At 64.0% G+C, this 22067-nt stretch carries 16 protein-coding genes and 1 pseudogene; 5 read left to right on the top strand and 12 right to left on the bottom strand.

All coding sequences use genetic code 11. The annotated features are described in order from the left end of the window. Positions 1-77 precede the first annotated feature (77 nt). The 3 genes from Q2K21_RS32730 to Q2K21_RS32740 form a co-directional block, all read right to left on the bottom strand. Complete coding sequence (locus Q2K21_RS32730; RefSeq protein WP_310778719.1) at positions 78-1433, bottom strand: FtsK/SpoIIIE domain-containing protein; 1356 nt, start codon at positions 1431-1433, stop codon at positions 78-80. Positions 1434-1435: 2 nt separating this feature from the next. Continuing rightward, positions 1436-1792, bottom strand: a complete 357-nt coding sequence (locus tag Q2K21_RS32735) for an SCO3933 family regulatory protein (protein ID WP_089102142.1) — start codon at positions 1790-1792, stop codon at positions 1436-1438. 138 nt (positions 1793-1930) lie between these two features. Further along, positions 1931-2710 (bottom strand): GntR family transcriptional regulator, encoded by a 780-nt coding sequence (locus Q2K21_RS32740; RefSeq protein ID WP_310778724.1) that lies wholly within the window; start codon positions 2708-2710, stop codon positions 1931-1933. A gap of 18 nt (positions 2711-2728) precedes the next feature. On the opposite strand from Q2K21_RS32740, the gene Q2K21_RS32745 reads away from it, so the two are divergent. Then, a complete protein-coding gene (locus Q2K21_RS32745) occupies positions 2729-3193 on the top strand; it encodes an NUDIX hydrolase (RefSeq protein WP_310778727.1) in 465 nt (154 codons plus the stop codon). Between the two features lie 418 nt (positions 3194-3611). Beyond that, positions 3612-4916: a hypothetical protein gene (locus Q2K21_RS32750; RefSeq protein ID WP_310778730.1), complete on the top strand. Its 1305-nt coding sequence runs from the start codon at positions 3612-3614 to the stop codon at positions 4914-4916. Between the two features lie 909 nt (positions 4917-5825). Here Q2K21_RS32750 and Q2K21_RS32755 read toward each other — a convergent pair. From Q2K21_RS32755 to Q2K21_RS32785, 7 genes are all read right to left on the bottom strand, one after another. Beyond that, the gene (locus Q2K21_RS32755) at positions 5826-6698 is read right to left on the bottom strand and encodes a hypothetical protein (protein WP_310778734.1); all 873 of its coding nucleotides are present in this window, start codon (positions 6696-6698) and stop codon (positions 5826-5828) included. A gap of 229 nt (positions 6699-6927) precedes the next feature. Then, on the bottom strand, positions 6928-7194 hold the full coding sequence (locus Q2K21_RS32760) for a DUF6959 family protein (protein WP_310781359.1): 267 nt from the start codon (positions 7192-7194) through the stop codon (positions 6928-6930). Positions 7195-7311: 117 nt separating this feature from the next. Beyond that, positions 7312-7938 (bottom strand): hypothetical protein, encoded by a 627-nt coding sequence (locus Q2K21_RS32765; RefSeq protein ID WP_310778737.1) that lies wholly within the window; start codon positions 7936-7938, stop codon positions 7312-7314. A gap of 446 nt (positions 7939-8384) precedes the next feature. After that, on the bottom strand, positions 8385-8687 hold the full coding sequence (locus Q2K21_RS32770; RefSeq protein ID WP_310778740.1) for a hypothetical protein: 303 nt from the start codon (positions 8685-8687) through the stop codon (positions 8385-8387). Continuing rightward, a complete protein-coding gene (locus Q2K21_RS32775; RefSeq protein ID WP_310781360.1) occupies positions 8684-9415 on the bottom strand; it encodes a GntR family transcriptional regulator in 732 nt (243 codons plus the stop codon). The genes Q2K21_RS32770 and Q2K21_RS32775 overlap by 4 nt, the downstream gene beginning before the upstream one ends. Beyond that, complete coding sequence (locus Q2K21_RS32780; protein ID WP_310778743.1) at positions 9384-9653, bottom strand: hypothetical protein; 270 nt, start codon at positions 9651-9653, stop codon at positions 9384-9386. Before Q2K21_RS32780 ends, Q2K21_RS32775 begins: the two co-directional genes overlap by 32 nt. A 508-nt stretch (positions 9654-10161) precedes the next feature. Then, on the bottom strand, positions 10162-10440 hold the full coding sequence (locus Q2K21_RS32785; protein ID WP_310778746.1) for a hypothetical protein: 279 nt from the start codon (positions 10438-10440) through the stop codon (positions 10162-10164). Between the two features lie 78 nt (positions 10441-10518). Between Q2K21_RS32785 and Q2K21_RS32790 the strand changes: the two genes are divergently transcribed. Next, complete coding sequence (locus Q2K21_RS32790; RefSeq protein ID WP_310778749.1) at positions 10519-11274, top strand: GntR family transcriptional regulator; 756 nt, start codon at positions 10519-10521, stop codon at positions 11272-11274. A gap of 6 nt (positions 11275-11280) precedes the next feature. Here Q2K21_RS32790 and Q2K21_RS32795 read toward each other — a convergent pair whose 3' ends face one another. Continuing rightward, complete coding sequence (locus Q2K21_RS32795) at positions 11281-11748, bottom strand: DUF4240 domain-containing protein (RefSeq protein ID WP_310781361.1); 468 nt, start codon at positions 11746-11748, stop codon at positions 11281-11283. Positions 11749-12037: 289 nt separating this feature from the next. Then, positions 12038-12423: pseudogene (locus Q2K21_RS32800) on the bottom strand (helix-turn-helix domain-containing protein); the annotation flags it as partial. 120 nt (positions 12424-12543) lie between these two features. Here Q2K21_RS32800 and Q2K21_RS32805 point away from each other — a divergent pair. Further along, the gene (locus tag Q2K21_RS32805; protein WP_310778754.1) at positions 12544-13083 is read left to right on the top strand and encodes a HEAT repeat domain-containing protein; all 540 of its coding nucleotides are present in this window, start codon (positions 12544-12546) and stop codon (positions 13081-13083) included. A gap of 64 nt (positions 13084-13147) precedes the next feature. Continuing rightward, on the top strand, positions 13148-22066 hold the full coding sequence (locus Q2K21_RS32810; protein ID WP_310778757.1) for a non-ribosomal peptide synthetase: 8919 nt from the start codon (positions 13148-13150) through the stop codon (positions 22064-22066). The last annotated feature ends 1 nt before the right edge of the window (position 22067 follow it).

The following is a 22067-nucleotide window of genomic DNA, read 5'->3' on the forward strand; positions in this document are numbered from 1 at the left end:
TCTCCCTTCATTTGGGCATGGCTGGGTAGGGACGCGGCGCGAAGGCAGTCACGCCGACCGTGAGGAGCGGTGGGAGATCAGGCGGTAGCCGAGGACGCCTTGACCAGCGGCACGGACTCGGCGTCGGGGCCGGGGAGAACGGGCCGGAACGGGGCCAGCTCGGGCAGGTCCGGGGTCCGGTCGACATGCCGGTTGCAGATGTTCACGGCCTGCCGGAGCGAGGTGTGCGGGGCACGGATGCGGTGCCACCCTCCGGAGGAGTCGCCCGCGATGGCGAGCCCCCGTATCTCGGCCGGGATCTGGATGGCGGCGAGAACGGCGTCCGGGGAGATGTCGCCGAAGGCCATGTTGGCGCTGGTCTCGTCGTTGACGCGGTGGGCGGTGCGGCCGGTGAGCTGGGCGCGGAGCATGGTGATGCCCTTGCCGAGTTCGGAGCCGAAGCGCTGCCCGCAGATTTCGAGGTAGATGCCGGCCGCACGGCCGAGCTGGGCGAGGCGAACCAGAGAGGTGACGATGCGGTCCCGGCGCTTCTCCTCCTCCTTGCTTGCGTACAGGGCGAGTTCGGCGACCTCATCGACCAGAACCACGACCGGCACCGGGCGCAGGTCGTCAGGCAGATCCCAGATGTCGGCGGCGATCTCCGCATCCGGTACGTCGGAGGTGATCCGCTGCTGTGACCGGATGAGCTGATAGACGCGCTCCATCCGTGCCACGAGCGCATCGAGCACTTCGGCGGCGGTGTCGGGATCGTCGGCCAGCGCGGAGAACCGGCGGGCCAGCGGGAACAGTTCGACCCCTTGCTTGCAGTCGATGCCGACGAGTGCGACGTCCATCGGGGCGAGTCCGGCGACCAGGTTGCGTTGGTAGACGGACTTGCCGGACTCCGTGGCGCCGAGGGTGAGGGCGTGGGGTATCGCGCGGTAGTCGCGGTAGTGCACCGAGCCGTCCTGTCGCAGGGCGACCGGCACCCGCATCGGCCGCGGGTCGGTCTCGGCCGGCATCTGCACCCGCTTGAGCACGTCGTAGCCGGTCATCCGCACTTCGACGACGCCGGAACGCAGTTCCCGCGAGGTGACGCCGTACATGGAGAACGAGTGCCGGAGCCGGTCCGAGGCGGCGGCGATGTCGAAGGTGTCCTGCCCGGGGCGGAGCTTGAGCCGCAGGACCAGGCCGGTACGGGTCGGCCGCAGCCGCAGGATGCGCGGCGGACGCGGCTCAGGAATCGGCCGGTTAGCCGCCCGTGCGAGCGCGAGCCGCCAACGGGCGGGCGGGACGGTCAGCCCGCACGCGTCCATGACCGAGCTGTACCGGACCAGGACCCGCACCACAGCCAGCGTGACCCCGAAGGTCAACCAGTACCAGGCGGGGCGCCGCCACCGCAGGAGACCCACGGCGGCGACGACCAGCACCAGGGCGACCATGAACCCGGTCATGATCAGGCCGCCTTGGACCCTGCGGCGACGTTGGAGAGCGAGGTCACCGCGACCGCGCGGAACGCGATGCCGTGCCGCTTCTGGCCGTTGAAGTCGTTCTCCCACGGCCGGGCGATGAGCCCCGTGAGCGCGACCGGCGTACCCATGGCCAGCTCACCGGAGATGCCCGGCTCCGGGACGGTGATGGACAGGATCTCCACCTCCTCGTTCGCCGCGAACATCACGTCCACCGTCATCAGCTTCGCCCCGGTCTCGGTGTCGGTGGCGATCTCACCGGTACGGCGGTCACGCACCTTGACCTGCGGGGACTTGGCGACCATGACAACCGCGCCGGAGGTGTCGACGGGAATCTGACGCACAGAAATCACTCCTCTATAGATGCTGAACTCCGCCACTCATGCATATGAGTGACATGAAGAAGAGTGCATCACTCCTGTACATGAGTCAACCCGCCACGAAGAAGAACTCGCGACGGGCTGTGAGGAGTTGAGCGGGCGTCAGTCGCCGGCAGGGATCCTGTACTCGAAAACGAACTGGTCAGCGGCCATGAGGGTGTCGCACACCTCGACCACGAGGCCCGCGACCGTACGAGCCTCCCGAATCAGGTGAACCACCGGAGCACCCGGGCTCAGCGCAAGCTCCGACGCCTCCGCCTTCGAGGCCGGCCGCGCCTGCAGCGTCTCGACGAACTCCGCGAACTGATGCCCGTGGTCTTCCAGTCGGGCATAGATGCCACCGCCACCGGGGTTCTCGGCGAACAGCTCAGGGATGTCCTTCACGACGTCCCAGGGCAGGTAGGACGTGGCGGTCTCGACCGGCGTGCCGTTACGGAAGTACAGGCGTCGGCGGGCCAGCACCTGCGTACCGGCGGGGACGCCCAGCCGCTCGGCGGCATCCTCGGGCGCCTCCATGGGCCCGATGTAGAGGACGCTCACCTTGGCCGTGGCCCCGGACTGCGCGGACTCTGCGAGGTAGGCCGCCTGCCCACCCTGCCGCAGCGAGCGCCGGAAGCGATCAGAGGAGCGGTGCCGCACCGGCGGCCGGTTCTTCACGATCGAGCCCTTGCCGTGCCGGGTCTCGACCAGCCCGCTCGCCCTCACCTCGACCATGGCCTTGCGGATCGTCCCGCCGGACACGCCATAGCGGTCTACCAGCTCGGACTCACTCGGCACCATGTCACCGGGCTTGAGAACCCCCGCCCGGATCTGCTGCACGATCTCGTCCGCGATCTGCACGTACCGAGGCCCGGAACCGACCCCTCCCGCCGCAGTTCCCATAGTCCTTCCCTGCCTCCTATGCTCCTCTACATGAGTCAACCACAGGAAGCGACACCCTCCCCGCTGCACTCCGTGTCCGTAGCCGGAGCAGTGGTGCGCGAGGACGGCCGCCTCCTGGCGATCCGCCGAGCCGACAACGGCACCTGGGAACTCCCCGGCGGCATCCTCGAACTCAACGAGACGCCCGAAGCCGGCGTCGCCCGCGAGGTCCTGGAGGAGACCGGCATCCACGTCGAGATCGACGAACTCACCGGGGTCTACAAGAACACCACCCGAGGCATCGTTGCCCTGGTCTTCCGCTGCAAGCCCTCCGGCGGCACCGAACGCACCTCCAGCGAATCCACCGCCGTGTCCTGGCTCACCCCCGACGAGGTCAGCGACCGCATGTCCGAGGTCTTCGCGGTCAGGCTCCTCGACGCCCTGGACGGCAACGGCCCCCACGTCCGCAGCCATGACGGCAAGCGCCTCATCCCAGCGGGATAAAACCTTCTCTCCATCATCAAGGCCCGCGCACGGCGCGGGCGCGCGCCGCCTCTGCGGCGCGGCCTGCCTCCTGTCTTCGCCCCGGCTGGCCGCGCCCGGCGGCGCGCTGCGTGCATGCGGGTTGAGCAGAGAAAACCCGCTGTGGCTGAGGCCGGTCGGCTCCACGGCTTTAGCCACCTCCCCGGTCCGGGCCCCGCGTCGAGCAAGACCAGGGGGCCACTCGTGCACATTGCGGGCAGGTCCAAAGCCTGCCCGAGTTGCCAACCAGCGTACGGCCCCCTGATCATGCTCGACCCCAGACCGGGCAGGCCACCGGCCAAACCCGCTCCGCCGACCTAGATTCTGCAAACTCACTCCGCTGGCCAGGCGATTCAGATATAACCAATCATTACATCCCGCGACGCCAGAGGGGGCCCACGTGAGCGAACTTGCCTTCGAAGATTCCATAAACGCACTCAAATTGGTGCTCGGTATCGACGCATGGACCGACAGTCAGATCATTTTGGAGAACCCGGTACACATTGATGCACAAAATCAAGTAGACCGCCTCGATGTTGCCGAACTGAAAGCGGCAACAAAAAACCTAAACGAAGGCAATCGCGAAAACGCAGCCCACCTTAAGTGGGACACTCGATGCGAATATCTAATCGTCCGAAATGGCGCGCTTGGACCAGCGGGAATCCTACCGCGAGACTTTGACGAGATCATATCCTCCGAGGAGAATGGCCTGAAATACTCAATCGGTAACCCATCTTTGGAGTTCGGAGTAAACCTGCTTCACTCAGCGCTAGATGCAGGCAATGCTCGAAGGGTTCCATTCTTTATTCAAAATACTCGAAGGAGGCTCAGGGAGAGACGATTGATGGGTTACCTGGACCCTTCGAGTCCAGCTCCGGAGGTTTCCTTGGAAAAGATCCTCGGCGAGGCCCTCCCTGTCACAACGCTGAGGATTGAATCCACTCGCACCCGCGCGGATTTCAAAGATGCCGCTGAGGCGTTTCTCTTCCAATTGGCTTTCAACTACGACGTTTCATATCGCGTTGCCGCAAATACGGACCACCTCTCTGGTGCTGGTCGCGTGCGCAGGCGCGGTCGGGCTGCTGAAGCGGCGATGGACGCGCCGAGAATGACCTACAACTCCGACCTTGTCCACCACTATCAACTGGCTGTCTCCGCAGAGAGCCCCATGCTGCAATACCTCTCCTACTATCACATCGCTGAACATTTCTTCGAGAAAGTTTTCAATGATGATTTCGAGGAACAGGTTCGCAGGAAAATCGCAGATCCGGCGTTCTCGCTAAAGCGCTCCAAGGACATCAAGGCGGTAATCAAGTTGGTTACGGCAACGCAGCGGCGAGTGCGAGACGAAGGCGGCGTTGACGAGCAACGTGCGCTCGCGCTTGTCCTGGAGGGCTACGTCACTATTTCTCGCCTGATCGACGATTTGACCGCACACGATCCCGATTTGATTGAGTACTACAAATCCAATTCACCATCATTTTCGGAGAATGTTCCTGTAAACCTAGAGGCGGATAGGGATCTAGAGGTGAAGGCGGCACTCGCGAAACGCATTTACCAGACGAGAAATTCATTGGTCCACGCCAAGGATGGCGCCCGCCCGAAATATTTCCCGTTCGTAGATGATGCCGAACTATCCAAGGAAGTGCCGCTTCTGCGGTTCTGCGCGGAGCAGGTGATCATTGCCCACGGTAAGGTCATGTGAACACCCGGCAGGCGTCCCGATCTTGTCGTCCCTCCGTGCCGCAGAGCGACCGGTGTGGCCGTGGCCAACCGATTCAGCTAGGGGATCAGGCGGTGGGATCGCCGAGCGCGATGCAGTGAGTGTCTAGCTGCGTGACAACGCCGACGGACAGCACCGGACAACTGCGTACACCTGCGGACCATCGCGGCAGGTGACAGTCGCTTGGGCCCAAGGTGGAACGCCTGCTCAAGTTGCTTCGGGACGAAGATGCAACGGCACATCCACCGGCCTGTAGGCGCTGTCCGCAGCGCGGCCGTTCTACTTGGCGCCATCGAGCAGCACCTGCACGGTCGCGCGGGTCTTCGCATCGAAACACTCGGGGTTCTGTACTACGACACTCGCCGCCACAAGCGCCGACTGCCGAGCTTGGTCCATCTGTTCGTCCTCGTAAGACTGTGCCTCACGGACAGCATTGTGCAGAGCCGTGCTTGCGTCCCCGCACACTGCCGTGCGCCTGTCCGAGTCAGGCGCTGTGAGACGGCCGGCGGCGAAACCTCCTCCAGCAAGCAGGCATGCGGCAGCAGCAGCGAGTACAGACCGGATGAGCAGGTGTCTCCGGGGTCCGGATTCCGTCATGGCCCAATTCTTCGGGCAGCAGTCCGAGTCAGTAGCTCACTGTCCGCAACCGTTACAGGACAGTAGTCGAGAGTGGAGGAGTGATCAGGCTGGCCGTCTCCGGGCCGTCCGAGGTCACCCAACGCTGACCGGCAACGACAGAAGCCCACGGCATCTGAATAGCTCAGAGCCGTGGGCTTCCTCCCCCTCGCTGGTGGGCGAGACCGATGATCAGTAGACCGGCTACTGATCGAACTTTGCGGCACTAGACTTGCCCTGGGAGACTTCATCGACCCGCAATTTTCCGGCCCGCGTCTACAGCGAGGGACTATGAAGGTAGTCTCGGGCGGCGTTAATGAACTGCTCTCGTGCACCGTTGAATGCATCGGCATTACTGTCGAATATTTCAGTTGCATCTCGCGTACGGTCGACGGCTCGCACAATCATCCGCCGAACACTCGTTTCTGGAATTACACCGGCAGCTGCAGCTGATCTCATTGCTCCTTCGGCATCTCGAATGGCCCCCCAAAGCAAGCGATGATCAGAATCATCAGGAACATGCGCCCGCTCCTCCGTCTGAAAATACTGGCGCAGCAGAAGCATCCGATCCCGAGCGGTCTGGCCCGCAGGTTTCGTCTGTCGGAGGCGGTGCAGAGCGTTTGAAGCCTCATACGCCACATCGAAATGGTCTCCAGACAATCCTTCGCCGTCATACTCGCCGGTGGCGATGCCCAAGCGGTACAAAACGTAGAGTTCTGACCTCATACCAACCGCCATCCTCTCGGCTTTTTCGGCAGTCGCGAGCACGCTTCGCCCCAGGGTTATGAGTGTCGCGGGGCCTTCCAGCTCAACGCGTGATAGAGCGACCCTCATCGCGTTCTTCTCTGACTCAAGGGGAGCATCACCCACAAAAGTGCCGTCGAACAGATCTGGTAGCCGATCGGCGAACGCATGACCCGCATCAACGAGCGATAGGTAGACAGGGCGGCGCGCGGCGCGAGCTTGTTGCTCAAAAGAACTTTGGGCTTGAGTAGCGGCAGCCTCGATGGCTGCGCGGTGAGTCGCGTGAGCCTGAGCGAGAGCTGCTTCTGCTTGCCTGACAGCCCCACGCGCTTGGATGCGAGCCGCAGCCAGGGTGCCGACGATCCCGAGAGCACCGAGGAGTGCAGTAACGACTGTACCGAGCATGGGGAGATACTGCCTGACCGGGAAGACCCTCCGGATCCAAAGCTGCAAACAGCGCCTGCCGCACGTGGTCAGCAGGCGCACCACAAGCGCACCAGATCGAGCGGGGAACAGCGGGGAGTCACGGTGAAAGCTGCTCCGCCCGGCGGGGCCTCGGACCGGCCGTTTGCCCCGGTCAGCGACCGAGCCGTCCGTGAATGACCGCAGCTTCCCAAGCTGATAGTCCGATGACTCAGTACGGCCGCGGAACCCCGTACTCTTCCAGCGCGGCCGCGTAGCGCGTCAGTATCGCATCGAGGTCAGCCAGCAGGAGGCCAGCGGACTCCCGAGCCTCGGCCAGCTCGCCGCGCTCGCACGCCTCCATCACTTCGGCCAGATCGCTGCGGAGGGTGTGAAGGGAGTCGCCTTGGATCAGTACCCCGGGGAACCGCCGACCGGGTAGACGAACCACGGCGTCGTTGCCACCGTCGGTGAACAGCTCTGCCTCAACACGCTGCATCACGCCATCCAACCTGACATCACCATGTGACATCAACGACGGGGTACACAGACGGTCTTGAGTGATCAACAGCGGAGCCGGGCCTTATGGTGGCCACGCGATCGAACTCCTAGACGGTCAGCGGTCAGTGAGTGCTTGGACCACAACGGCGACCACCGAGGTCAGCAGCCCCATGATCGCCACTGTGACCTGTAGACGACGCTCGGACTGATCTGCGCTTGCGGCGCGACGCCGTTGGAAATCGCCGTTGCTGAGTGACGCCACGGCGTCAATGGTCGGATCGGCGCCATCAACAAGAGCCGTGTAAGTAACTGTTTGACGTCTGTGCAATGTCCCGGGGGTGAGGATGAGCTTAGTCCCGCTGAACGTTACAGGGATGACTCGCTGTGACGACGGTGAAGAGGACTGTGCGAGCACGTCAATGAACACGGCACTGGATGTGAAATCGATGGGTTGACCACCGAAGTGGGAAGCTTCGAGATCTCGGTTGCCAGCATTCGTCAACTTCAGTTCAAGAACATGCGGTCGACTTAGGGTAGCCCCACTGTGACTAACAGTCAGCGCACCATGGCCGACGCCATGCAGAAGGGGCTTCACTTCAGCCTCCCAGCGAACCTTACGCCTAGGGACTGCCGTTCGCCATGCGAGCCACCCCACGTAGAGCGTGGCCAACACGCCCAAGGCGGCCGCAACCGAGCCTAGTGCAGTCCAGAAGGTCTCGCTTGGCGCAGCCGTGGTCATCATGAGTCGCGTTTATAGCAGGAGCAGCGCCTTGTGCCCATTCGTCTGCCATACCAACTCAACTGCTGGTGGGGCCGGTTGACCACCTGCTCGGTCTCCTGTGGACCTATCCTCGATGCAGCATGAGTTCACGTGCGGCGGCTTCACGGCGAGACGTCAATGCGTCTCGCCTGCACCACAAGCGCACCAGATCGAGCGGGGAATCGCGGTGAAAGCACCCTGGCCAGGAGAGACCGCAGCCTACCCGTTCGCCCAGGTCAGCACCCCAACTGGCCCCAGAATGCCGCAGCTTCCCAAGCTGAAAGCACTTCTGTCGTACCCGGCCGGATTGGCCCTGCCTGCCGTAGGGAGAGGCCCTTGACACTGTCCGGGGCCTCTCCCTACGGGTACGTGCTACTGCCGACCGAAGGTCGCCGCCAGCAGTCGTGGCCGGCTGCCGATTCCCTCCCTCAGGACTGGTGGGATTCGGGTGTCACCAGGCGGTGACCGCGGCTGGTCGCTACACGGATTGTGTCCCGCAATGCTCCAGCCAGCTGCGTCGCCAGAGGTCGCAGTTGCTCCAACGCCGCATCCCCGTCGCCGAGTACCTCCAGTGCTTGCTCCAGCAGGTTGGCCGCCATCCCGAGTTGTACCGCTTCGATGTTGTCCGCCAGGCGAGACATGTGGCCATCGCTATCGTCGGCGCTGAGATAGCAGGGCTTGCCCTCCGGCCCCGACCACGGGAGAAGACGCAACTCGTCCTTGTTTTTCATGTTTGTCTCCCCCGCTCGTCAATCACGTGGTGGGTGGTGAAGACCGCATCGGCGCGGTCACCCGGGAACACCAGAAGCGCGGCCTCGACCACGCGCCCAGTGATGTCGGCCGTCACGCGCGTGATCGCGAGAACCGCCAAGGCAGAGCTGATCCGAAGGGTCGAGGCTTCGTCCGGTGTCGGGAGGCGAGCGCTGACCGTCTCCCGGACTTCGGCCGATGGAGGGCGCGGCACTGCAAATCTCGCCACTGTCCCATCGCACGAAGGCGACTCGCCGAGCACCGCAGCCGGCGCCAGGTCGCGAGGTACGTAGATACGAGCCAGGCTGTGCGGCGACTCCCCCTCATAGCTGAGGCAGAGGAACTCGGTCAGCGGGCTACTGGTCGGCACCTTCAATAGAGCCGCCAGATGCCCGCGCGCCCGGATCTTGGTGGTGCGGACGGTGACGCGCAGAGCTGCGTCAGAAGCGGTCTGCGGGTCCAGCGTGCCCCAGCCGCCGACGTACGTGATTCTGCGGAGAGAGCGGCAAACGAAGTTCCCCTTGCCGTGGATCTTCTCGACGAGGCCCTCCCCCTGAAGTACTGCGAGTGCACCCCGCAGCGTCGACGTGCTGACCATGTATTGAGAGGCGAGGTGGGCCTCAGAAGGAAGGCGTTCGCCAGCCTGGACACGGCCGGTCGCGATCTGGTTTCGGAGGTCATCGGCGATAGCGTCGCGGCGAGAAGGCATGGACTGGATCACCGCCCCGCCCTCTCAGGATCCGCATCGCGACGAGCCGAGTCTGCCGGTGCATGGTCAGCAGTTCGCCCGACTCGAACACCAGCCGCTTGGCACCGCCGGGCAGTTGGAAGAGGTCGCTCACCCTGCACGGCTGGCCGCCGACCTGGATGACGTCGCCGCGCTGCACGCTGTCTGAGGTGATCTCGACGGTGGATGCCAGCGCGCCGCTGGGTGCCCATACGCTCACCGCGTCACCTCCGCGGGTGCAGACCGGTTGACCGCCGTATGGCAGGAGCAATCGCACGCCTCGTAGACCACCGGAACGTCCACCGGCGCCGCGGCCGGGGAAGACTCCGCGCACGCGTGGTGCGTACCGATCCGGCATGAGCTCGACCGGTAGGGGACGGCCTCCGCGTGCGTGACGCGAGGCTGTTGGCGAGGAGGCATCAGCAGGCCCCCGCAGGGGCGGCCCAGGCATCAGCCGGGACGTGGTGAGACACGGCCATCGCTCGTTGCCGCGCTCGCTCCTCACTGGCCAGCACGTAAGGGCGGACGAGTGCGGTGTCCTCTCCCGCGAGATAGTCCGCGCGGTCTTGATGCCGTCCCCGAAAGACCATCGGCGCTTCGGAGGGCGCGGGGGGAGCGAACATCGGGCGGGCGGACGTTAAGGGGCGGCGGTGCCGGCCTTTGGGGCGGTACCGCGCACTGGTGAGCAAGACGGCACGACGGATACGGTTGAACACGCTGCTCAGCTCCTATCGCTGATGGCTCGGTCCCCCGACATCGCCCGTCGTGGGGACCGCTTTGCGTACGACCGCCCAGAGGGTGCGGCCGTTCAGGCTGGTGGCGAGGAGCCCGAATCGATCGGCCTCCGCCACCACTTCCAGGACCTCCCGCCACGACTCGGCGGAGAGCGATTCCGGCACCTCCGCTTCGATCGACGTGCATCGGTCGTGCTCCTCCACGCGTGGGGTGAGCCCGACGGCCGATAACCGAGCCGCGATGGCCTCCGCGCTCACTTGCGAAGCAGGCACAGGGCAGCCTCCGTCACCGGCGATCACGTTGAGTAAAGCTAGTTAACTAGATTAGAGCTAGTGGACTAGATTTTCCATATGCCTGAGCAGCCGCCCTATCTCCGCATCGCCGACGAACTCCGGCGGCGCATCGCGGAGCACGAGTGGGAGCCGGGGGACCGCCTCCCCTCCCGCGCCCAGATCGGCCAGGAGTGCGGCGTGGGCGAGAACGTGGTGCGCAGGGCCCAGGAGTTGCTGATCTCCCAGGGCATGCTGGAGGGCCGAGCGGGGTCGGGCACGTATGTCGCCGAGCCCCGGCAGCGGGTGCGAGTCGTCCGCTCATCGGCGCGTGAGCAGCCCGCCGGGTCCCCGTTCCGCGCGGACATGAAGGCCGTCGGCAGGCAGGGCGATTGGGAGAGCCGGACCGACGCCAAGGTGCCGGCTCCCACGGAGATCGCGACGCGTCTCGGAATCGCCGAGGGCGAGCTGTGCGTCCGCACGACGTACGAGTTCCTGGCCGACGGCAGGCCGGTGCAGCTGTCGACAAGCTGGGAACCGTACGACCTCACCGCCGGCACTCTCGTCGTCCTCCCCGAGGGAGGGCCCCACGCGGGAGCGGGCGTCGTGAACCGCATGGCCTCGATCGGGGTCACCGTCAGCCATGCCGTGGAGCAGCCGGAACCAAGACAGGCGACAGCCGAGGAAGCGTCGCTACTCGGCATTCAGAAGGCCGCGCTCGTCACACACATCCGGCGGACGTACTACAGCGACGAGGGCCGCCCCGTGGAGACGGCGGACATCGTCGTGCCCGCTGCGCACTGCGAGATCGTCTACGAGATCCCCATCAACCGGTAGTCCACCTCAGCTCCCCGAGTTCGGCCATCCATCCCTGTTCGAGTAGCTTTCGAAGCAGTACCGGGTTGAGCGGTCCCGCTCCTTCCCGGTAGCGAGTTCGTATGCCTGATCCGGCACATACAGCAGCCACTCCCCGTCACACTCGGTGGAGGTGTACGGGGCGAACTTGTCGACGTCGAAGAAGACGCCTTCCCATACTGCTTGTCCTGCGGCGACTACAGCGCAACGGGCGTACAGGAACCCGTCGGCAGACTGCGGGAAGGACTTGCCGTTCCGGCCCGTCATGTCGGCAACGGGAAGCATCCCGAACTTCTCTTGGTCCAGGCGGTACAGAGCCTCGGCATGTCGTTCCGCGAAGCCGATGATGTCGGGGACGGAACGGCGGCTCAGCTCCTCGGCCAGGCGCTGGCACCTCGCCTGCGTGGCTTTGCCGTTCAGGGTGGCTATCAGCGCCCAGAAGGCGGCCCATGTCATTCTCACTCGCGCAGGATGCCAGAGCCGTCTGACATCCACGGCTGACATCAACAGCGCCGGACGGCGGCATACAGCAGCACCCCCGGACGACCGTCGGACCAGCCGTCGACGGCCCCAGGGGCGGGTGTAGATCGAACTCCTAAAGCGGGTGTCGCAGGTTCGAATCCTGCCGGGGGCACCATGCCTGACCAGGCACGATGCGCCAGAAAGGCCCCTCGGAAGTGATCTCCGAGGGCCTTTTGGGCTTACATGGGAACGAATGGGAACGCGCCGCCAGACAGCGTCCCGCCTGGTGATTGGTCGAGTAGCGGTAGCTTCTCGGCTGCTCGGCGACTTGGTGGTCGCGGGCGGGGACCAGGGCTCCGACGGTGTCCCTGCGGAACCGTTTGCGCGGCTGGAGTGCAAGCCAGGGCCCGAGGTGGTTGATGAAGCGGTCGGCGGCCGACTTCAAGATGCCGAATAGTGGCGCCAGTTGGCGCAGTGTGAGATTGGTCCGCCAGTAGGCGACGCCCAGGAGCACGCGTTCTCCAGCGGCAGGCTCCACGGCCGGCCCTTGCGCACCGGGTCGGCGCCCTCGCGCCGCAACCCTGTGATCAGCTTGCCGAACCGACGTGGGCCCAGCCCGACAAACGGGGCTACCCAGGACGGCTCCGACGCCGTGATCACACCAGCCACGTGGAGATCATCCCGCTGCAAGATCACACACTGGGCCCCTTCGAGGACAAGGGCCACCTCTGCCTCGTGGGCGTGGAAATCCCTTTGCCATGATCCACCTCGTAAGTCGAGACTGAGATCATGCTCGGATTAGTCAGGACCGACAACGATGCCCTCGTCGCGTGCCTGGGCGACCCTCAGCGCACCGTGGCGGCATGCCGCGAGCTGCTGCGACGCGCAGAGACCGCACTGAGCGCCCGCGCCGGTCTGGGTGACGAGAATCCGGCCGTCCGTGAGGGCTGTTGCCACCTTCACGATCACCTGGTCGACACCGAGTCAATGGGCGAACTCGTCGCCATGGCCGACGACCCGGACGCCCGCGTCAGGATCGCCGCATTCCAGGCTCTGGCCTGTGACCGGTGCAAGGACGACACCTGCGCACCGGCCCCGGACCGGGTCCTCGAACCCTCGCTGCACCACCTGGTCTCAGACCCCGGCCCGCACGCCCGGGCAATGGCTGCCGAACTCATTGGCGAGTTCGCCCACTCCGATGCACGCGCCCTCGCCGCCTTGAAGGCGTCCCACGCCAACGACCCGAGCCCCGCAGCACGGAAGAAGGCGCGCTGGTTCACACCCGCCGGGACCATCTACGAACGGGCCCTTCCGCCCGCGACCCGATAAGCGGAACCACCTTTAGGTCGAAGCTCTGCCCCCCTTCCCAGTACTACTGAATTGCGAGGATTTCATGTCTTTGCACGAATGGCCACTGACGGCTTATCAGCGGGACGTATGGACAGCGGCAGCCCTGAATCCGGAATCCAATCAGTTCACCGTAAGCATGTGGGAGAAAATCGATGGGGATATTGACACAGACCTCCTTGTGAGGATAACAAAATCCGTCGTGCGGAGAAATCCCTGCTGGCGCATCCGGATGAACGAGAGGGATGGGGTTCCGTATCAGTGGCTCAGTGACACGATACCCGAAGTTTCCGTGCTGGACTTTTCTAGTGAGCCAGATCCGGCGGCGGCCTGCGCTTCCTGGCTGAAAGAGGCATCCTCCGGGGTTTTTGCAATCACCGACAGCCCTCTGTCCAAATTCGCTGTACTGATAGAAAGTCCCACCGTCACATACTGGTACGGAAGTGGCCACCACATCACTTCTGATGGCTGGACGGGACGACTTCTGGCGCGTCAGATTTTTGACGAGTACGCACGCGTCGCCGGCGAAGGGGAGTCGCTCGACACGGGCGACTCCCCATCGTATCTCGATTTCGTGGCCGAAGAGGAATCGTATCGCGCATCCAACCGATGGAGCGAGGACAGAGAATTCCACCACAAGCAATTCTCGTCCACACCCCCCGTTCTCTTCTCCCGGACGGCGCCAGAAGAACGTCGCAGCGGCGCCACGCACGTCTTCTCGCTCGACAAGAGCATCATGAACCGGATTCGCAAGGAACGGAAGGTGTTCCCGTATCTTTTTGCAGCTCTGGGAACCTACCTCACCCGTATCCACCGAACCGAAGATGTACTCATAGGCATTCCTCTGCTGAATCGTAACGCACGGCAGCGGAATATTCATGGGCAGTTCTCCAATACTCTTCCGTTGCGTTTTTCGTCCGCTTCAGAAGGATTTTCACTGCAGGACCACGTGACTTCCATAGGCGACTCGCTGATCTCGTTGATGAGACACAGCAAGATCGCCCTGGGTGACGTCCTGCAGGCGATGCCCGGGGTTCGGAGCGGAAGCCGCCAGCTTTTTGATGTGACGCTCTCTTACCTGACTGCTGATCCAGTCAAGGTGCTGCCCGGTGCGGTCAGTGAACTCACGATGACAACGCAGGCCCACGTACACGACGCTCTGAACATCTGCATCTATGACAGCGGCGAGGAGTCGGATGTCCGTATCGTATTCGACTACGCGGAGGATGTCTTCGATGAAAACTACCCCATCTCGTCGGTGGCGGAACACTTCAAGAACCTTCTAGTCAATGGACTCCAGAACTCGGATGTTCCATGGTCGGCGGTCGACATGCTGGCTCCGGCGGAACGCGATGAACTGACCCACATGATGAGTCGTGGTCCAGTTGTTCCATATCCTGACCAGGCAACCCTCCATGGCCTGTTCGAAATTCAGGCGAGAACCCGCCCATCGGAAACGGCTGTGGTGGATGCCTTTACAGGGCAGTCCCTCACCTATGCCGAGTTAAATGCTGACGCGAACCGGGTAGCGCGTACTCTTCGCGCGGAGGGTGTGGGTCGGGACGACCGGGTTGCCGTCCTCATGGAGCGCGGTCCACTGCTTCTCGTCGCACTCCTCGGCGTATTGAAGGCCGGCAGCGCTTACGTTCCGGTCGACCCCGGCTACCCAGCGGAGCGTGTGAAGCTGTTGCTGGCTGACAGTCGCGCCAAGGTTGTGCTCGTCGATGAGCAGATGCCGGAGCGGCTCGCGGGCACGGAAAGTGTCGTTCGCAGCATAAGAGACATCCTCCAGGCGGAGGCCTCCGGAGAGCCGGTCGATTCGCTGGCCACCTCGAAGGATCTTGCTTACGTGATCTACACCTCGGGCTCCACAGGAAGACCGAAGGGTGTCATGGTCGAGCATCACTCCGTGGTCAACCGTCTCGCCTGGATGCAACGCGCATATCCGATCGACCAGGGCGACATTCTCCTGCAAAAGACACCCGTGTCCTTCGACGTATCGGTGTGGGAGCTCTTCTGGTGGGCCATTCAAGGGGCGAAGCTCGTCCTGCTCCCCAGGGATGGGCAGAAGGATCCGAAGGAGATCTTGCAGACGATCCGTCAGCACGGTGTCAGTACCATCCATTTCGTGCCATCCATGCTCGGGCCGTTCCTGGAGCTGCTGGAGGACTTTCCCAACCTCGTCGAGGAAACCAGCTCACTGCGCTACGTATTCTGCAGCGGCGAGGCACTGCCTCCCGCACGGGTCGAACAGTTCAACACCATTTTCTCTTCCTCGACCAAGCGTCCCGCGCTCGTCAACCTCTACGGTCCGACCGAGGCCACGGTCGATGTCTCTTGCTACGAGTGCCCTGCCGATTCAGGCCCTGTGCGTCGGGTGCCGATCGGGCGGCCCATAGACAACACGCAACTGTATGTCCTCGGGTCTCGCGATGAACTTCAGCCAGTGGGCGTTCCGGGTGAGCTGTGCATAGGCGGTGTCCAGGTCGCGCGAGGCTATCTGGACCGTCCGGAACTCACCGCAGAAAAGTTCGTGGACGACCCATTCACCCAGGGCGGCCGGCTGTATCGCACCGGTGACCTGGCACGCTGGCTCAGTGACGGAACGCTCGAGTACCTGGGGCGCATAGACGGCCAGGTGAAGATCCGTGGCAACCGCGTGGAAACGGGTGAGGTCGCATCCGCGCTGTCTTCGCTGACGAATGTCCGCGATGCCGTCGTCGTGGGGCGCACACTGCCCGGCCGGAGCACTCATCTCGTCGGCTACTACGAGGCGTCCAGCGAAATCGAAGCAGCGGAGATACGAGCTCATCTGGCGGGATCTCTACCGGAGTTCATGATCCCCACCTTCTTTCAGCGGGTGGAGCGTATTCCGCTGACACCGAACGGGAAGGCTGATGTCCGGGCTTTGGCGGAGCTGGGCAGTGCCGTTGAGGCAGATGCTTCCGGGGATCCGCGGAATGCGGCGGAGGCGGTTCTGGCGGAGATCTGGGCCGATGTTCTCCAGACGGAGCGGGTGGGTGTCCACGACGATTACTTCGCGCTCGGTGGGGACTCCATTCTCATGCTGCGGGTCAGGGCTCTGGCGGAGAAGCGCGGACTGTTCTTCAGTCTGAGTGATCTGGTGCAGAATCCGACTGTCGCGGCCCTTGCCCGGAAGGCCCGGGCGGTCGAGGGCGACTCGGAATCGGCTCTGGAGCCTTTCGATCTGGTCACCGACCTGGATCGTGCGGCGCTGGGCGACGCCGAGGACGCATTCCCACTGAGCCGGCTTCAGCTCGGCTTGCTGTACCACAGCCGTCGGCACGAGAACTCAGCCATGTACAAGGACGTGTTCCGATACACGTTGGCCATGCCGTGGGACGAGCCGGCGTTCCGCGTGGCAGTCAGCCGGCTCGTCGCACGGCATCCGGTGCTGCGCTCGTCCTTCGATCTGGCGAGTCACTCCGAGCCCATGCAGGTCATTCACCCCGCCGTATCAGGCGAGTTCGAGGTGGTGGACCTCCGCTCCCACAGCGACACGGAGGCCGAGTCGGCGGTCGCGGACCATATGGAGGAGCGCCGCTTCCACGACTACGTATTCGAGCAGGCCCCGCTCTACCACCTTCGGGTGTTCGTACGTCCGGCGACCGTGGACCTGGTGCTGAGTTTCCATCACGCACTGCTGGACGGCGGAAGCGTGGCGAACCTGCTGCGGGAAGTCCTCCAGGACTACGCACACGCCCTCGGCCTGGGTATCGACCCGGTTCCCACTCTGGCACTTCCCTCACCAGCCCTGCACATCCGCAATGAGCGGCAGGCCGCGGACTCGGACAGGACACGACGCTACTGGCAGGAACGCCTGGCCGGTGCGAAAGTCCTGCACATCGACGCGTTGGCGCCCTACCAGACACACCCCGGCAACGCGGCACAGATCGTCCGTGACGTCGAACTACCCGCCGACCTGTCGGCACGCCTGCGGCAGGTCGCCGGCGAACACACCCTCCCCCTCAAGTCACTGCTGTTCGCGGCACACAGCCTGACCCTGCGGATGCTGACCGGCACGGACGACATCACCACCGGCATGGTCACCCACGGCCGCCCCGAGCAACAGGACGCCGAACGAATCGCCGGCCTCTTCCTCAACACCCTCCCCGTCCGCCTGAACGCCGCCGGCGAAAGCTGGATCGCAGTGGCCCGCGAGGCATTCCGGCAGGAACAAGAACTCCACCCCCACCGCCTCTACCCCCTGAGCACCATCCAGGAAGACTTCGGCACACAAGTCATCGAGACCGCGTTCAACCACGTGCATTTCCACCAGCTCACCCAGGTCATGGACCTCCCCGACATCGAACTGGTCGACTTCCGCACCCGCGAGGAAACCAACTTCGCCCTGCTCGTCAACAGCTTCATCGACCCACTCAGCCAGAACATCCACCTGCGCATCGACTGCGACGGAAGCATCTTCAGCCCCGACCAGGCCGATGTACTCGCACGATCCCTCACCCAGATCCTGCACCGCATGGCAGAACACCCCAACGAAACCCCCGACTACACCTTCCTCACCACACCCCCCACCTACCAGGACATAGCTTCCTTCTTTCAGCGGGTGGAGCGTATTCCGCTGACACCGAACGGGAAGGCTGATGTCCGGGCTTTGGCGGAGCTGGGCAGTGCCGTTGAGGCAGATGCTTCCGGGGATCCGCGGAATGCGGCGGAGGCGGTTCTGGCGGAGATCTGGGCCGATGTTCTCCAGACGGAGCGGGTGGGTGTCCACGACGATTACTTCGCGCTCGGTGGGGACTCCATTCTCATGCTGCGGGTCAGGGCTCTGGCGGAGAAGCGCGGACTGTTCTTCAGTCTGAGTGATCTGGTGCAGAATCCGACTGTCGCGGCCCTTGCCCGGAAGGCCCGGGCGGTCGAGGGCGACTCGGAATCGGCTCTGGAGCCTTTCGATCTGGTCACCGACCTGGATCGTGCGGCGCTGGGCGACGCCGAGGACGCATTCCCACTGAGCCGGCTTCAGCTCGGCTTGCTGTACCACAGCCGTCGGCACGAGAACTCAGCCATGTACAAGGACGTGTTCCGATACACGTTGGCCATGCCGTGGGACGAGCCGGCGTTCCGCGTGGCAGTCAGCCGGCTCGTCGCACGGCATCCGGTGCTGCGCTCGTCCTTCGATCTGGCGAGTCACTCCGAGCCCATGCAGGTCATTCACCCCGCCGTATCAGGCGAGTTCGAGGTGGTGGACCTCCGCTCCCACAGCGACACGGAGGCCGAGTCGGCGGTCGCGGACCATATGGAGGAGCGCCGCTTCCACGACTACGTATTCGAGCAGGCCCCGCTCTACCACCTTCGGGTGTTCGTACGTCCGGCGACCGTGGACCTGGTGCTGAGTTTCCATCACGCACTGCTGGACGGCGGAAGCGTGGCGAACCTGCTGCGGGAAGTCCTCCAGGACTACGCACACGCCCTCGGCCTGGGTATCGACCCGGTTCCCACTCTGGCACTTCCCTCACCAGCCCTGCACATCCGCAATGAGCGGCAGGCCGCGGACTCGGACAGGACACGACGCTACTGGCAGGAACGCCTGGCCGGTGCGAAAGTCCTGCACATCGACGCGTTGGCGCCCTACCAGACACACCCCGGCAACGCGGCACAGATCGTCCGTGACGTCGAACTACCCGCCGACCTGTCGGCACGCCTGCGGCAGGTCGCCGGCGAACACACCCTCCCCCTCAAGTCACTGCTGTTCGCGGCACACAGCCTGACCCTGCGGATGCTGACCGGCACGGACGACATCACCACCGGCATGGTCACCCACGGCCGCCCCGAGCAACAGGACGCCGAACGAATCGCCGGCCTCTTCCTCAACACCCTCCCCGTCCGCCTGAACGCCGCCGGCGAAAGCTGGATCGCAGTGGCCCGCGAGGCATTCCGGCAGGAACAAGAACTCCACCCCCACCGCCTCTACCCCCTGAGCACCATCCAGGAAGACTTCGGCACACAAGTCATCGAGACCGCGTTCAACCACGTGCATTTCCACCAGCTCACCCAGGTCATGGACCTCCCCGACATCGAACTGGTCGACTTCCGCACCCGCGAGGAAACCAACTTCGCCCTGCTCGTCAACAGCTTCATCGACCCACTCAGCCAGAACATCCACCTGCGCATCGACTGCGACGGAAGCATCTTCAGCCCCGACCAGGCCGATGTACTCGCACGATCCCTCACCCAGATCCTGCACCGCATGGCAGAACACCCCAACGAAACCCCCGACTACACCTTCCTCACCACACCCCCCACCTACCAGGACAAGAGCACAGAAGGCGCCTCCAGCGTCGTCGAGCGTTTCTTCGACGTGGCTGCGCGGAGCCCCGAAGCCATTGCCCTGGCGATGCACGAACGCCGGTGGACCTATGAACAGTTGGCGGACGCTGCCCGCAACGTCGCCCAACGTCTGATCGAGACCGGAACACAACCCGGCGCTCGGATCGGCGTCGCGATGGACCGGTCACCAGAAGCGATCGCCACCATCCTCGGTACGCTCATGGCGAGGGCCGCCGTCGTACCGATGGACACGGACTACCCGGCCGAACGGCTCGTGGCCATGGCGCGGCAGGCCAACGTCTTCCGGATCATCACGGACGAACAGCACGCGCATCTCGCCGGTGATCCGGAACTGCTCTTGCCTGCGGAGTCGATAACGGCAAGCACGTCCATGGTCAGGGCGCTCCTACCGCCCGAGCCGGAATCCACTGCCTACGTACTCTTCACGTCGGGTTCCACGGGCACTCCCAAGGGTGTTGCCATGCCTCACAGGGCCCTTGCGAACCTGATTGCCTGGCAGAACCGGGCGTCCAGTGGTGGTTCCACGGGCGGCGACACTCTCCAGTACGCGCCAGTCAGTTTCGACGTGTCGTTCCAGGAGATTTTCTCCACTCTCTGTGCGGGAAACACGTTGCACCTCGTCTCAGAGGCGGAGCGGCGTGACTTCCCCGGATTGCTGCGGACGATCGACGCAGCAGGGATCGAGCGGATCTACATGCCGTACGTGGCCCTTCAGCAACTGGCCTCGACTGCCGTTGCTCTGGATATCGCCCCAAAATCCCTCCGCGTCATCATCTCGTCCGGGGAACAGCTCAGAGTCACCGATGAGATACGCCGCTTCCTCGGTCGCCTGCCCGGCGTGTTGCTGGAGAACCAGTACGGTCCTACCGAGACACACGTCGCGACACGGTTCACCATGACGGGCGACCCGGCGGACTACCCTCTCCTGCCTCCGATCGGTCAGCCCATCGACGGGGAGGCAGTGTATGTCCTCGATGACCGGCTTCAGCCGGTGCCCCCCGGCGTGAAGGGTGAGATCTTCGTCGGCGGAGCCGGCCTGGCGCAGGGGTACGAAGGCCGACCCGACCTGACGAAGGAACGATTCCTCGATCGGCCGTTCGGGCCCGAGGGAGAGCTCATCTACCGGACGGGGGATCTGGGAGTCGCGCTGCCCAGCGGGGAGATCATCTGCCTCGGCAGGACCGACGCCCAGGTGAAGGTGCGGGGCTTCCGGGTCGAGCCGGCCGAAGTGGAACTGGCCATCACCGCACTCGCCGGGAAATACCCGGGAATCGAAGGTGCCGCTGTTGTCGCACGCCACCGTGAAGGCAATGACACCTTCCTCGCCGCGTTTCTCCTCGGCGACTCAGCCGAAGTGGATCTCGACGATCTCAAGCGTGAACTTCGGGCCAAGCTCCCCGACTACATGGTGCCCTCACAGTTCGCCTGGCTGCCAGGATTCCCCTTGACACCGAGCGGTAAGCGGGACGATGAAGCCCTGCGCCGCATCCCTCTCAACGCTGTCCCCTCCGGACAATTCACGGCGCCGCGGGACGAATACGAGCGGATACTCGCCGACATCCTCGGCGACCTCCTCCAGATTCCTTCTGTCGGGGTTCACGATGACTTCTTCGAGCTCGGCGGGACCTCGCTGACCGTCATGAGGCTCATGATGCTGATCGAACAGCGCTACGGTCCGGTGATTCAGCTCCAGGACGTCATCGCCGAACCAACGGTCGAAGCCCTGGCTGCAAGGCTGCGCAGAGGAAACGCCGTATACGCCTACGACCCGTTGGTGGCCATCAGCCCCAACGGCGCCAAGCGGCCGATCTTTCTGGTGCACCCCATGGGCGGCAACGTGCTCTGCTACGTCCGTCTCGCCCGGAAGTTCCCCGGTGACCAGCCGCTCTACGCCCTGCAAGCTGCCGGATCGACCCCCGGCAGCGAGCCGGTGCGCACCATGCCGGAGCTTGTGTCCAGTTACATTTCAGCGATCCGTCGCGTGCAACCGCACGGCCCCTACACCCTTGGCGGATGGTCATTCGGCGGCTTCGTGGCGTTTGAGATGGCGCGACAACTCAAGGAACAGGGCGAGGAAGTAGCCGACCTGGTCCTGCTCGACACGACAGCCGCGAGAGGAAAGCGTGTGGGAGGTGATGACGAGGACCTCCTCCGATGGTTCTTCTGGGAGTTGTTGCTGCAGAAGCGAGGCGCGTCCTCGACGATGGATCACCTTCCCGAAGAGCTGGACACCGTGGACAAGAAGTTCGACTACATGGCAGGAGTCGCCCAGGAGTTGGGCGTGCTCCCGGCGGGAAGCTCAGGAGCGGTGGTACGACGCCTGTTCGGTGTCTACGCCGCGAACTGGGATCTGGCCATAAATTACTTCCCGGACGTAGCGGAGTTCGACCTCACCCTCATTCGCGCCGAGGAGCCGCTCCCTCAATCGCTGCGGTCGATGCACGATTCCATGGGAAGTCAATACGACGACCCCACCAACGGGTGGAGTCACATGACAAAGGGCCGAATAAACGTCGTCACGGTACCCGGCAATCACCTCAGCATCGTGGAAGAACCGTACGTAGGCAAGGTCGCTGAGGCCATCTATGCCGCAATGGGGCACCGATCGATCGCTGGTGAAATCGAAGGGGAATAGA

Origin of the sequence: Streptomyces sp. CGMCC 4.7035, from assembly GCF_031583065.1 — a bacterium.
GTDB classification, from domain to species: domain Bacteria; phylum Actinomycetota; class Actinomycetes; order Streptomycetales; family Streptomycetaceae; genus Streptomyces; species Streptomyces yaanensis.

Excerpts from the sequence above, each read along its gene's own strand:
- Q2K21_RS32730 (WP_310778719.1), bottom strand. The coding sequence starts at position 1,433 with ATGACCGGGTTCATGGTCGCCCTGGTGCTGGTCGTCGCCGCCGTGGGT.
- Q2K21_RS32740 (WP_310778724.1), bottom strand. The coding sequence starts at position 2,710 with ATGGGAACTGCGGCGGGAGGGGTCGGTTCCGGGCCTCGGTACGTGCAG.
- Q2K21_RS32745 (WP_310778727.1), top strand. The coding sequence starts at position 2,729 with ATGCTCCTCTACATGAGTCAACCACAGGAAGCGACACCCTCCCCGCTG.
- Q2K21_RS32755 (WP_310778734.1), bottom strand. The coding sequence starts at position 6,698 with ATGCTCGGTACAGTCGTTACTGCACTCCTCGGTGCTCTCGGGATCGTC.
- Q2K21_RS32760 (WP_310781359.1), bottom strand. The coding sequence starts at position 7,194 with ATGCAGCGTGTTGAGGCAGAGCTGTTCACCGACGGTGGCAACGACGCC.
- Q2K21_RS32765 (WP_310778737.1), bottom strand. The coding sequence starts at position 7,938 with ATGATGACCACGGCTGCGCCAAGCGAGACCTTCTGGACTGCACTAGGC.
- Q2K21_RS32770 (WP_310778740.1), bottom strand. The coding sequence starts at position 8,687 with ATGAAAAACAAGGACGAGTTGCGTCTTCTCCCGTGGTCGGGGCCGGAG.
- Q2K21_RS32775 (WP_310781360.1), bottom strand. The coding sequence starts at position 9,415 with ATGCCTTCTCGCCGCGACGCTATCGCCGATGACCTCCGAAACCAGATC.
- Q2K21_RS32790 (WP_310778749.1), top strand. The coding sequence starts at position 10,519 with ATGCCTGAGCAGCCGCCCTATCTCCGCATCGCCGACGAACTCCGGCGG.
- Q2K21_RS32795 (WP_310781361.1), bottom strand. The coding sequence starts at position 11,748 with ATGACATGGGCCGCCTTCTGGGCGCTGATAGCCACCCTGAACGGCAAA.
- Q2K21_RS32805 (WP_310778754.1), top strand. The coding sequence starts at position 12,544 with ATGCTCGGATTAGTCAGGACCGACAACGATGCCCTCGTCGCGTGCCTG.
- Q2K21_RS32810 (WP_310778757.1), top strand. The coding sequence starts at position 13,148 with ATGTCTTTGCACGAATGGCCACTGACGGCTTATCAGCGGGACGTATGG.